This is a genomic window from Phormidium sp. CCY1219 (assembly GCF_055795085.1).
The window spans coordinates 17,842-31,675 of record NZ_JAYFEQ010000615.1; the positions used below are offsets into that span (position 1 = coordinate 17,842).

6 protein-coding genes are annotated in these 13,834 nt (G+C 49.5%); 2 read left to right on the forward strand and 4 right to left on the reverse strand.

Annotation, left to right across the window (positions count from 1 at the left end):
• Positions 1–119: 119 nt before the first annotated feature.
• Together gatA and dnaE are read left to right on the forward strand one after the other, a co-directional pair.
• Positions 120–1,577, forward strand: a complete 1,458-nt coding sequence (gene gatA / locus AC0QH1_RS17355; protein WP_324632499.1) for an Asp-tRNA(Asn)/Glu-tRNA(Gln) amidotransferase subunit GatA — start codon at positions 120–122, stop codon at positions 1,575–1,577.
• A gap of 241 nt (positions 1,578–1,818) precedes the next feature.
• Entirely contained in the window at positions 1,819–6,978 is a 5,160-nt protein-coding gene (dnaE, locus tag AC0QH1_RS17360; RefSeq protein ID WP_324632501.1) for a DNA polymerase III subunit alpha, read from the forward strand.
• A gap of 163 nt (positions 6,979–7,141) precedes the next feature.
• On the opposite strand, the gene AC0QH1_RS17365 is transcribed toward dnaE, so the two are convergent.
• From AC0QH1_RS17365 to AC0QH1_RS17380, 4 genes are all read right to left on the reverse strand, one after another.
• Entirely contained in the window at positions 7,142–9,079 is a 1,938-nt protein-coding gene (locus AC0QH1_RS17365) for a serine/threonine-protein kinase (RefSeq protein ID WP_324632502.1), read from the reverse strand.
• Between the two features lie 175 nt (positions 9,080–9,254).
• Positions 9,255–11,099: a serine/threonine-protein kinase gene (locus AC0QH1_RS17370; protein WP_324632503.1), complete on the reverse strand. Its 1,845-nt coding sequence runs from the start codon at positions 11,097–11,099 to the stop codon at positions 9,255–9,257.
• Between the two features lie 238 nt (positions 11,100–11,337).
• Positions 11,338–13,497 (reverse strand): ATP-binding protein, encoded by a 2,160-nt coding sequence (locus tag AC0QH1_RS17375; protein ID WP_324632504.1) that lies wholly within the window; start codon positions 13,495–13,497, stop codon positions 11,338–11,340.
• Positions 13,494–13,834 (reverse strand): hypothetical protein (locus AC0QH1_RS17380; protein ID WP_324632505.1); only part of this gene is annotated, 341 nt, incomplete at its 5' end. The genes AC0QH1_RS17375 and AC0QH1_RS17380, both read right to left, overlap by 4 nt.

Sequence of the window (13,834 nt, forward strand, 5' to 3'; positions counted from 1 at the left end):
CGCGAAACCTTAGTTTCAGCCCGCATCCGGGGGCGATTTTCAGAATCTTCCTGCGCTCTTCCGGGAGAGTGTCAAAATAAAGTCTGGTACATCCGGAGTTAAAGTCAAAAGGTAAAAGCATGGCATCCATCCGCGAGTTACACAAACAACTAATCAAAAAAGAACGCTCGGCTGTTGAAATCACCAAAGAAGCCTTAGAGCGGATCGAAAAATTAGAGCCGAAACTGCACAGTTTTTTGCTAGTGACAGCCGATCGCGCCCTAGAACAAGCCCGTCAGGTGGATGCCAAAATCGCTGCAGGGGAAGAAATTGGAATGCTAGCAGGCATCCCCATTGCCATAAAAGATAATTTATGCACCCAGGGAATCCCCACCACCTGCGGATCGCGGATTTTGGAAAACTACATCCCGCCTTACGAGTCTACCGTGACGCAAAAACTAGCCGAGGCGGGGGCGGTAATGGTAGGAAAAACCAATCTGGACGAATTTGCGATGGGCGGTTCTACAGAGAACTCCGCATTTCAGCGCACCGCCAACCCCTGGGATTTGACCCGGGTACCGGGGGGGTCATCCGGGGGATCGGCAGCAGCAGTTGCCTCGCAAGAATGCCCGATCGCGATCGGTTCGGATACCGGGGGATCTATTCGCCAACCCGCCGCCTTTTGTGGCGTGGTGGGGATGAAACCCACTTACGGACTGGTTTCGCGCTATGGATTGGTTGCCTATGCGTCTTCCTTAGATCAAATCGGGCCGATTGGTACCAGTGTAGAAGATTCGGCCATTTTGCTGCACGAGATTGCCGGGTACGATCCGAAAGATGCCACCAGTCTCAAGGTGCAAATTCCCGACTACCGCAAATACGTCAAACCCAGTTTAAAACCCAAAGGGCAACGACGAATCGGAATTATCAAAGAAACCTTCGGACATGGCATCGATCCGGCGGTGGAAAGAGCGGTGACTGCAAGCATCGAATTGTTACAAGAGTTGGGTGCGGAGATTCAAGTGGTCTCTTGCCCGCGCTTCCGCTATGGTTTGCCCGCCTACTACATCATTGCTCCCTCAGAAGCATCGGCTAACTTAGCCCGTTACGATGGGGTCAAATACGGAGTTCGCAGCGAAGAAGGCGAGAATCTGTTAGGTATGTACGGTAAGACGCGCGCCCAAGGTTTCGGTGCGGAAGTCAAGCGGCGAATTGCGATCGGCACTTACGCCCTTTCCGCCGGGTACTACGATGCATACTATCTCAAAGCGCAAAAAGTCCGTACCTTAATCAGAGAAGACTTCGAGCGCGCATTTGCTCAAGTGGATGTGTTGGTCTGTCCCACGGCCCCCACCACGGCGGTGAAAGCAGGCGAAAAAACCGACGATCCGTTGAGCATGTATCTGCTAGACTTGATGACCATTCCCGTCAATCTTGCCGGGTTGCCGGCCATGAGTTTACCTTGTGGATTTGACGAGGGCGGAATGCCGATTGGGATGCAAATGATTGCCAATGTCTTGCGAGAAGACTTGCTGTTTGAAGTTGCCTATGCTTACGAACAGGCCACAGATTGGCACAACCGTTTGCCCGAAATTTAGATGCGCGTCAAAACGAGTTGAGAGGTACAACTTCATCTCAACTCGCGTGCTTGCCCATCCCGGGTAGCAATCGAGCCGATCGAAAATTCTGCGCCCTACTCCCTGGAGGTGATGGCATCCACAGGGCGATCGCAGTTAATTGAGTCCCGGAACTGGGGATGCCGACCGGGCAGGTTTTTCCCACGCGATCGGAACTTTCCTCCTTTCCGCATTGATTGTTTGTTCTATTTGGTGAGTGATTATGTCTTTTGTAGGTTTGCACATTCACACCGATTACAGCTTGCTCGATGGAGCCAGTCAGTTACCGCAATTGGTGGATAAAGCGATCGAGTTGGGGATGCCCGCCATCGCCCTTACCGATCACGGGGTCATGTACGGCGCGATCCAACTGATCAAACTCTGTCGCAGCAAGGGCATCAAACCCATCATCGGCAACGAGATGTATGTGATTAACGAACCCCTCGACACCACCAAGCGCTGTCGCCGATATCATCAAGTGGTCTTGGCCAAAAATACCCAAGGCTACAAAAACTTAGTCAAACTCACTAGCATTTCCCACCTGCACGGCATCCACGGGAAAGGGATTTTTTCCCGCCCTTGCATCAATAAAGAACTGCTCGAAAAACATCGCGAAGGCTTAATCGTCACCAGTGCATGTTTGGGCGGCGAAATTCCCCAAGCGATTTTGCAAAATAAATTAGATGTGGCTCGAAAAATTGCCCAATGGTATAAAGATTTATTTGGCGACGATTATTATTTAGAAATTCAAGACCACGGTTCCCGTGAAGACCGACTGGTTAACGTGGAACTGGTAAAAATAGCCCGGGAACTGGATATTAAAATTGTTGCCACTAATGATTCGCATTTTATTTCCTGCTACGATGTAGAAGCCCACGATGCATTGCTGTGCATTCAAACCGGGAAATTAATTACCGAAGAAAAACGGTTGCGCTATAGCGGCACCGAGTATTTAAAATCAGCCGAAGAAATGGCGATGCTGTTTCGCGATCACCTCCCGGATGATGTGATTAAAGAGGCGATCGCCAATACCGTAGAAGTGGCCGAAAAAGTCGAACCCTACAAAGACATCCTGCGCGAACCTCGCAGTCCCGACTTTCCCATCCCCGCCGGTCACAACGCCAAAACCTACCTGGAAGAACTCTCCTGGGAAGGACTCCTCGATCGCCTCAATGCCAAAACCCGCAGCGAAATCAACGAAGTCTATACCCGAAGGCTCGAATACGAGCTAAAAATGATCCAACAAATGGGCTTTTCCACCTACTTTTTAGTGGTGTGGGACTATATCAAATTTGCCCGAGATAGCCACATCCCCGTCGGACCCGGACGCGGTTCGGCGGCGGGTTCTCTCGTCGCCTACGCCCTGAAAATTACGAACATCGACCCGGTACATCACGGACTGCTGTTCGAGCGATTTTTGAATCCCGAACGCAAATCCATGCCCGATATCGATACCGACTTCTGCATCAAACGCCGGGATGAGGTAATTGAATATGTCACCCGACGCTATGGCGAAGACCGGGTAGCGCAAATTATCACCTTTAACCGCATGACCTCCAAAGCGGTATTAAAAGATGTGGCGCGGGTGTTAAATATTCCCTATAAAAAAGCCGACGAAATGGCCAAACTGATTCCCGTTTCGCGCGGTAAACCCACCAAACTTTCCGTGATGATTTCCGATAAAACCCCGGAACCGGCCTTTAAAGATGCCTATGAAAATGACCCGGAAGTGCATCGGTGGGTGGATATGGCCATTCGCATCGAAGGCACTAACAAAACCTTTGGCGTTCATGCGGCGGGAGTGGTGATTTCCGCCGAACCCCTAGATGAAATTGTCCCCGTGCAACGCAACAACGATGGCGCGGTGATTACCCAGTATTCAATGGAAGAACTCGAATCTCTGGGTCTGCTGAAAATGGACTTTTTGGGTCTAAAAAATCTCACCACCATTCAGCACACTTTAAACTATATCCAGCAAAATGGCGGCGGGCGAATCGACCCCTACGATTTACCGGCTCAAGAACGCAAAGCTCAGGAGGTTCTCGCCCGCAGTGAAGTCAAAAAAATGCCGGAAGATATCGCGAAAACTTACCGGGTTTTAGAACGGGGAGATTTAGAAGGCATTTTCCAGTTGGAATCTTCTGGGATGCGACAGGTGGTTAAAGAGCTAAAACCCTCGAGTATTGAAGATATTTCCTCGATTCTGGCGCTTTATCGCCCCGGACCGCTAGATGCCGGTCTGATTCCCAAGTTTATCAACCGCAAACACGGTCGCGAGCAAATTCAATACGATCATCCCCAATTAGAAACGATTCTCAACGAAACCTATGGAATTCTCTGTTTGCCGAAAGGGACGCAGATCGATAAACCTGATGGTTCTCAGGTAGCGATCGAAGAGATTCGCCCCGGAGATGCGGTACTGACCTCAGATGGGAAAACAGTTTGGCAGGCGAAAGTTGCCAAACAATGGCACAGTGGGGTAAAAGAAATCGTTAAAATTACGCTGTCTAGTGGGACGACTCTCTACTCCAGTAAAACCCATCGATTTTTAACCCCAGAAGGCGATAAACAAGCAGGAGAGTTGATACCGGCAGCAGGCGGATTGACAAATTCTCATATTTACAGTTCGGTACTGTACGAACGGTGGCCGGTTTCCAAAAATTGCAAGCAACTGAATCCCAATGAAGCGTATTTGCTGGGTTTACTGATTGGCGATGGCAATCTGGTGTCGTCAACCCCGACTATTGCTTGTTCGACAGAAGAAACGGCAGGGTATGTGTCGAATTTGATGGCGGCAACTTGGGGAGGAGAACCGAAGTATTATTTCCATACGAGATGCTGGTACGCTTACGCCAAGTTCAAGACGCAACCCAAACCTACTCCGTTGACACAATTTATGGATGCGGTGTATGACGGAGGGGGATGGAAAGTTAAATCGAAACAGAAACATTTACCGGCGGATGTGTTGGATTATTGCACTCGCGATCGCATCGATTTGTTGCGCGGGTTGTGGGACAGTGATGGATGCTATTCTCCGAGTGTGGTGTATTTCCACAGTTCGTCTTGTCAGCTATTGCAACAAGTGGGTCTGTTGCTGGGAAGTCTAAAAATTTCCTATTCGATCGCAGACAACTACGTTTACATCCTCGATTGCACTCGGTTCAAATCGATTTTAGGCACATGCCAACTTTCAGATGAGGAAAATGCAGATAATTCTCTAGCGATCGCCGCCAATCGGTTTAGGGAATTATTGACAGAAAAGAGCGATACCACCGACTGCATGAACCGCAAAACAGTGACGCGATCGCTGAACAATGCCACCTTATTAAAACCCCAAGCTTTCCCGTATAAAACCAAACTGGAAAACTGGCAAGAATTTTCCCACCAACTCTACCAAGAAACCTATCTGCGAGATGCGCGCTACGTTTACGTGGTGTCTGTAGAAGACGCTGGAGTAGCCGAGTGTTTTGACCTCCAAATGGAAGACCAAACCTCTCCCTATTTTCTCGCGCATGGGGTGGTCACGCATAATTGCTATCAAGAGCAAATTATGAAAATGGCGCAGGATTTAGCGGGATATTCTTTAGGTCAAGCGGACCTCCTGAGGAGGGCAATGGGCAAGAAGAAAGTCTCGGAAATGCAGAAGCATCGAGAGATATTTATTGACGGTGCAACTAAAAATGGAGTTGCGCCAAAAATCGCCGAAAGTTTATTCGAGCAGATGATATTATTCGCCGAATACTGCTTAAGCGCCGATACGGAAATATTGACGGTAGAAAATGGCCCACTGCCCATCGGGAAAATCGTAAAAGAGCAAATTCCTTGTACGGTTTATAGCGTCGATCGCGAGGGCTACATTTACACTCAGCCGATTGCCCAGTGGCACAATCGGGGTCAGCAAGAGGTGTTTGAGTACCAACTAGAAGAGGGTTCGATTATCCGAGCGACTAAAGACCATAAATTTATGACGCAAGAGGGGAAAATGGTGGCGATCGATGAGATATTTAAGCGGAAGTTACCCCTCACCGGGGTGTCGGTTAAACTCATCTCGCGCCAGTGGCTAGGAATTCAACCCGTCTATGATATTGGCGTCGAACGCGACCATAATTTCCTTCTCGCCAATGGCCTAGTGGCGTCTAACTGCTTCAACAAATCCCACTCTACCGCTTATGGATATGTCACCTATCAAACCGCTTATTTAAAAGCAAATTATCCGGTGGAATATATGGCGGCGCTGCTGACGGCGAATAGTGGCGACCAGGATAAGGTGCAGAAATACATCACCAATTGCCAGAGTATGGGAATTGAGGTGGAAAAACCGGATATCAATCGCTCTGGGGTGGACTTTACCCCGGTAGAGGGGAAAATTTTGTTCGGACTTTCGGCGGTGCGGAATGTGGGGGAAACGGCGATCGCCTGCATTTTAGAAACCCGCGCCAAAGACGGTCCGTTTACCTCCTTGAGCAATCTGTGCGATCGCGTGGAACTGCGAACCGTCAACCGTCGCGCCTTAGAATCCCTAATTCATTGCGGCGCAATGGATTGCCTCAACCCCAACCGCAAGCAATCCATCGCCCATCTGGATACAGTCATCAAATGGGCACATGACCGGGCGAAAGACCGAGATAGCGGTCAAGGCAATCTATTTGATTTGCTCGGAATGGACAATGGTGCAGAAAATAACGGCAATCAGGGGGGATTGGAAAAAATTCTCGAACCCCCCTCGGTGGAGGACTATCCCAAACAAGAAAAACTGCGCCTGGAAAAAGAACTCCTCGGGTTCTACGTCTCGGACCATCCCCTCAAATCCGTGCGAAAAGCGGCGCAAATTCTCGCGCCGATTAATCTGAGTGCCTTGCCAGAACAACGGGAAAATAGCACTATCAGCGCGGTGGTGATGCTCAGCGAGGTCAAACCCCTGACCACGAGAAAAGGCGATCGCATGGCGATCGTGCAAATGGAAGACCTCACCGGTACCGTAGAAGGAGTGGTCTTCCCCAAAACCTACGATCGCATTAGCGCGTTAATCCAACCGGATACTCGCTTGATTGTCTGGGGGAAAGCAGACCGCCGGGAAGACAAAATGCAAATTATCCTTGAAGATGCCGAACCGGTGGAACAGGTGAAAATGGTGATGATTAGCCTCACCCCCCAACAAGCGGGCACCATCGAACAACAACACCGTTTGCGAACGATTCTGCAAGAACAAATCAGGGATAAAGATAACGCGAAAGTCCCGGTGGTAGCGGCGATCGGTTCTGCCTATCAGCGTCAGTTCGTCCGCCTCGGCGTTCAATTTCGCGTGCAAGACTGCGAAAGCGCCGTCAATGCCCTCAAATCCGCCGGATTTCTCGCCTATCCTCACTCCCTGACCAATGGGTGAGGAGAATTGCGAATTGAGAATTGCCCCACAGGGGCATATTCTCCCGGGGTCAATTCTTTACCACAAAACTACTTTTTTGTCAAGGACTCGGGGAAAAATTCTCCATTGCGATCGGACGTTATATGCAAGGAAGTGTCAGGTGGCCCGTGGCCACCCTACTTATTTAAGGCGCTTGCCAGAGTTTGATGGTTTCGTCGCCACTGGCACTGGCGAGGGTGGAGCCATCGGGACTGAATGCCACGGCAAATACTCGTTCCTGATGGTCGGTCAAGGTGCAAATGGGGGTGAGACTGTCCATATCCCACAGGACGATCGTGCGATCGCGACTGGCAGTGGCGAGCATCTTCCCATCGGGACGATAAACCAGAGAATTCACCCGCTCTGAATGGCCGTGCAGGGTACCGGTTTGCACCCCTTTGCTCGCATCCCACAATATCACCGTACCGTCGAAATTCCCACTGGCAACCGTCTTCCCATCGGGACTAAACGCCACCGCATTCACCAATCCCGCGTCGCTGTAGAGGGTAAAAAACGGCCTGCCGGTCATCGCATTCCACAGCATCAGGGTGGTGTCGCGACTGCCAGAGGCGAGGGTGGAGCCATCGGGACTAAACGCCACGGAATACACCCAATTTGAATGCCCCCGCAGGGTGCGAATTCGCTTGCCGGTGCTGCTGTCCCACAAAATCAGTTTGCGGTCCCAACTGCCAGAGGCGAGGGTGGAGCCATCGGGACTGAAGGTGAGGGAATTGACTAACTCGGAATGACCGGAAAACCAACCCCCGAGGGTGCGAATCCGATCGCCCCTACTGGCATCCCACAGAATGATGTTTTTGTCGCGACTGCTACTGGCGAGGAGGGGCGATCGCGGACTGAATGTCACGGACAACACTAAATCCGAATGACCTTTCAAAGTGCTAATCCGTTCGCCGCTCGAAAGATCCCAAATCATCACCGTATTGTCCGCACTACCGCTGGCGAGAGTTTTGCCATCCGGTGCGAATCCCACGGTCCACACCCACCCCACATGACCGCTCAGGGTATGCAGGCATCGCCAACGGTTGGGGGAGAGGGAAGCGGCGGGAATCTCTACCCCAGGTGCGGTGGCGATCGCCTCTTCTTGAAGATTAACCCGAGGTGGCGGAACTGGGGTGGGGAGGATGTCTTGCAAATCGGCGATCGCTTCTACAGCAGATTGATACCGTTCGCTTACCCGGTCTTCTAACAACTTATCCAAAATCTGCGCCAACCCCTCGCTGACCTCTCGTCCTTTTTGCTGCAGGCGATCGCGCCAAATCCAACGCCCGGTAAGCGGATCGTAAAGCTCGTCAAGCCATTCCCCAGTCAATAATTGAATGCAACTCACCCCCAAACTGTACAAATCGCTCGCCGGATATGCCAGTCCTCCGCGTATCTGTTCCGGCGGCGCATATCCTTCAGTGCCGATGGTACTTCCGGTCCGCGCCAAACCCGTACTCGCCAAATGTTTGGAAATGCCAAAATCCACCAACACCAGCTCTTCTCCTCCCCAGAGTGCAGGGGTCGAGGCGGGCACTGTCGCCTCGGCGACCCGTTGGCGAATGCTCTCGGGTTTGATATCCCGGTGAATCACATTCCGTTCGTGGATAAACTGCAAAATCGGCAAAAGCTGTTCGAGCAAAATACGAATTTTCCCTTCGTCAAACGGACCGTGACGTTCCATCTGTTCGAGCAAACTCGGTCCTTCGATAAATTCTTGCACCACGTACAAGCGACTGTCTTGCTCGAAGTATGTCAGCACTGTGGGAATTTGGGGATGCTCTGAAATGGCCTGTTGTCGCTTTGCATCTTGGTTAAAAACCTCGATCGCTTTTTCTAGAGTGCTGTTTTCTGCGCCCCCCTCCATTCCCGTCTCTACCGGTAAATATTGTTTGATGACCAAAACAGCACCCGGATTTTGTTCGTCTACTGCCAAAAAGGTTCGCCCAAACCCCCCTTCTCGCAACAGTTGGGTCGCACGATAGCGATTTTGCAGCCGCAACGCCGTTTCACAACTTACGCACAGGGTGGCGTGAGGGGGGTTTTGGGGATGCGGGCAGGCAGGATTAACGCAATAACTCATATCACCAACCATTTAACAGATGTTTAACTAGAATATTTCTGTGGTAGCATTTTCCCCCCAAACCGTTCAATCCCTACCGAACAGACCACTAGCCTCGAACTCACTTGCAAACCAATCCCCGGAAATTCACCGAATATTTTTTTACTTTTTTTTAGGTTTATTTTTCCCCTTGGCTTTATAATATTGCTTGCCAAATTTTCACCGTTTTATCCCAACTGCTGCTCACCAGTCGCGTGCCATCGGGACTAAATGCCAGGCCGGTTATCGGTCCGGAATGCCATTTTAGGGTAGCAAATTCTTCTCCATTCTCCACATGATACAGTCGAATCGTGCTATCGCGACTGCCGGCGGCGAAAATGCGATCGTCGGGATGAAGCGCCACCGCCTGCACCCATCCGGGATTTTGAATGCTGTAGATGACTTTACCGCTGACGCTTTCCCATAATTTTATAGTTTTGTCTTCGCTTCCACTGACGATCTGCGTCCCATCAGAGGTAAAGGCGATCGACCTCACCGACGCTGAATGACCGGTCAGGGTATTTTTTAACGTGCCGTTATCAATGTCCCACAGTTTGATGGTATGGTCATCGTAACCGCCGCCACTGGCTAAGGTAAAATCTTGCGAAGATACGCATACCGATTCTACATATCCCGTATGACCGGTCAGCGTCCCGATGAAATTTCCACTGTTTAAATCCCACAGTTTAATTGTGTTATCAAAACACCCAACAACCAGGATTCCATCGGGACTAATTGCCAGGGAAATCGCATATCCACTCAATCCGCCCAGGGTTCGCATCAAATTTCCACTGCCCAAATTCCACAGTTTTAAGGTATTATCCAAACTGCCACTGGCGAGGATTTGATTGTCGGGACTAATCGCCAGACAACTTACCCATCCGGTATGGGCGCTGAGGGTGCCATGCAGGTTTCCCGTGACGATATCCCAGACTTTAATGGTTTTATCGTAACTGCAACTGACCAAGGTTTTGCTGTCGGGACTAATCGCGACATCGATCGCGTAGTTAGAATGCGCCGTGAGGGTGTGAACGCATTTCCAGGTTTGCGGAATTTTGGCGGGGGGCGGATTGTTCGCTGAGGGGGATGCTGGGGTGGAAAATTGCGGGGGCAACCAATATAAATCCACTAGGGCGCGATCGGCACTTTCATAGCGATCGCTCACCCACTCTTGCACTAATTTATCTAACACTTTCCCCAATCGCGGATTAATCTCGATGCCTCGATTCATCAGCGCTTCTCGCCACAACCATCGCCCGTTTATCGGGTCATAAAGTTCGTCGGGATTGCGATCGCTGAGCAGATGAATGCAGGTAACGCCCAAACTGTACAAATCACTGGCAGGAAAGGCTTTTCCCCCGCGCAATTGTTCGATAGGCGCATACCCTTCTGTGCCGATTTTGGTCCCGGTTTTTACCAACACCGTGCTGGTTAATTGCTTCGCTACCCCAAAGTCAATTAATACGCATTTTCCATCCGGGCGGCGCAAAATGTTTTCCGGTTTGATGTCGCGATGAATGATATTGCGTTCGTGAATGTATTGCAATATCGGCAACAGATCGAGGAGAATCGCTTCGATTTCTGCTTCCGGAAATGCTCCGTTTTCTTCTAGGTCTTGCAACAGGTTTTTGCCATCAATAAACTGTTGCACTAAATACAGTCGCCCTTCTTGCTCGAAATCGCCAAATAAGGTGGGAATCTGCGGATGATCGCCGAGTTGCAACAAACGCTGCGCCTCTTGGGTAAACATTTTGGTGGCGGTTTGCAGCATGTCGGGATTTTGCTGCACTTGGGGTAAGGGCAAAAATTGTTTGATGACGCACTTGGCGTTGCGCCGATCGCTATCTTCCGCAATAAAGGTCCTCCCAAATCCCCCTTCCCCCAACAGGGACATCGCCCGATAGCGATCGTTGAGTTGCAGTTTGGTTCCACAACTGCGGCAAAACTTCACATTATCGGGATTTTCGGGTTGCGGGCACTGGGGATTCACGCAATAGCTCATCAGCAAAACACCATCGAGGCACTGTTTCTATCGTAATCATTTTGGAGAAGATTTCACTCCTCATTCGGAGTGATTTTTTTGCGTGGCAATTCTCCCCCCTGTCCCCCTTTCTCCAATTTTACTTCTTTTTTTCCTAACTTGATGTAAAATTCTAAGGTTTGCCTATACTCACTCCTCGGGTAGACATTGCCCATCGCAATTTCGAGGGTTTGTACTGGGGAAATGCTCGATCCACCGATTACGATTTTGCCGGAAAATTCTGTTTCAGGGGAATCGCAATTTCAACAGTAGTGCCCTCACCAATGGTGGAGATACACTTCATCGACCCTTCGTGGCGATTGACGATAATCGAATAGCTCATCGAGAGACCCAACCCGGTTCCTTTTCCAATGGATTTGGTGGTAAAGAAGGGGTCGAAAATGCGATCGCGCACCTCTTCGGGAATTCCGCAACCATTATCTGAAATGGCAATCCTTACTTGGCGAGCGCTCTCGTTTAATTGCGTCTGAATGCGAATTTGACCCGGATTAACAGCCATTTCACTCGCCCTGCGCTTCTGATTGCATTCTTCAATCGCATCAATGGCATTGACTAACACATTCATAAACACTTGATTGAGCAATCCGGGATAGCACTCCACTAAGGGCAATTTTTCATAGTCTTTAATCACTTCAATCTCATCATAATCGGCATTTTTCTGCAATTTATTTCGCAGAAGCATCAAGGTACTGTCAATCCCTTGATGAATGTCCGCCGCTTTTAATTCTGCTTCGTCAAACCGGGAGAAAATCCGCAGGGATTGGACGATTTTTTTGATGCGATCGGCTCCCATTTGAATAGAATTAAGCAGGTTGAGAAAATCTTCTCGGACAAATTCTAAATCCAGATCCTCTAATTCTTCTTCCAGTTCTGCCTCTGGTGTGGGATAATACTCCTGGTAGAGTGCGATCGCCCCTAACAACGATTCCGCATACTCCTTCGCTGGGGTAATATTTCCATAAATAAAGCTGGTGGGATTGTTGATTTCATGGGCGATTCCCGCCACCAATTGCCCTAAAGAAGACATCTTCTCAGTTTGCACTAATTGCGCTTGAGTGCGCTGAAGCTGTTTTAACGCTTGTTCCAGTTGATGGGATTTTTCTCTTTCTAGCGCTTCCGCTTCCATTCGCCCTTGAATTTCCCCCTGTAACTTCTGGTTGGATTGCACTAACTCTTCTTCCGTCTGGTTGCGGCGGATAATTTCTCTTTCTAATTGCTGATTCGATGCGCTTAACTCGTTTTTGCGCTTTTCTAGCACCTGTTTGCTTTGATTGACATAAAAAATAAATGCCACCAATAAAAATGCCGAAAAGGTTATCCCCAGTAGTTGAAGGGCAAAATCTTGGCGGTAACTGCGAATGGTAGTGTCGCATTCGTAAGCCATCAAATACGCAACAAACTCGCCTTGCACATTTTTAATCGGGACAAATGTCACCACATATCCTTTCCCCTCATCTTGCAAGGGAACCGCAAACGCTAAATTTTGATTTAACTTTTTCTGCACCAGGGGCTTCAATCGGCGATTGATAGATTTAATTTCTTCCCAAGACAATGGCGACTCTTCCGCATTTTCCGGGGAATTCAGCATGGCTTTTTCATAAAAAAAATCATCGCTAATATCGCTAGGGACATAATTATCCAACTCCGAGTCAAACACTTTCCGCCGTACCACGTCTTTTTTTAACATAAACGCATATTTTGCTGGAAAAAGTTGGCTCATTTGCTGTCGGATTGCCTGAAAGGAAATGCTGGTTTCCACACTTCCGATGTGGCGAGTTTCTTCTGTGGATGAGTTTTCTGGCGAAGCAAACAAGGGAAACACATATCTAAATCCGTTGTAAATTCTCCCTTCTTCAAATCCGGTGATAAAAGTCTTTTCGGTATTGGCGATTTTTACCGAATATCTGACATCAAAGAGGGGGTCGCCATATTTTGGGGGTCGGTGAAAGCGCAAGAAACTGGTGCCATCGGGCAAATGAAAGTGCAGTTGCTTCAGGTTGTTTTGCTTGAGATTTTGATAGGTGGGATTTAAGCGATCGAAGAGCTGGCGGCGCAGAGTATCGCGTTGCGCTTGGGTGGCGGATTCGGCTTGTTTGAAAATATCAATAACCTCTGGCTGGTTAATGACTTCATCGTAAATCGTTTGCGAGACCAAGCCATAGGTGTCTACGGTGACGAGATAGGCATCTTCTAGTTTTAATATATACCGGGACAAAAAAAGTGCTTCTTTTTCTTTGGCATGGTGCAGTAATCCGAAAACGGTTATGGCTTCTAAAAGGATAAACCCAATACAGTAGCCCGTACAACTGGCGAGGGATAGTTTGGGTTTCCCGAGTTTAGGTGGCAAAATTTTCATCATTTTTTCCGATTCAGGTTGAGCAGCAATGAGTGTACTCGCTTCCAGTGACGCCAATTTCTCCTGGCGATTTTTCTCTGGTGAAATCTGGTGGTTTTCGGTGGATGCGGACCGTTCATGCGATCGCATTCGCCGCCAAGGGTTCCGGGGGTCCGTGAGAATCGCCACTGGGGGCAGATCTCAAAACCGCCAATTTTTGATAAGATAGGGGTGGGTGATTTGATAAAGAGGAATTTAGTTGCGCTCAGAGCGATCGCTCTATCTAGTTTAGCTTCTCGGCGGGAAGCCCCGCGCTCTACCCGTGCTTGGTGAGCGTCGGGATGAGAGCCAGGGGAAATGG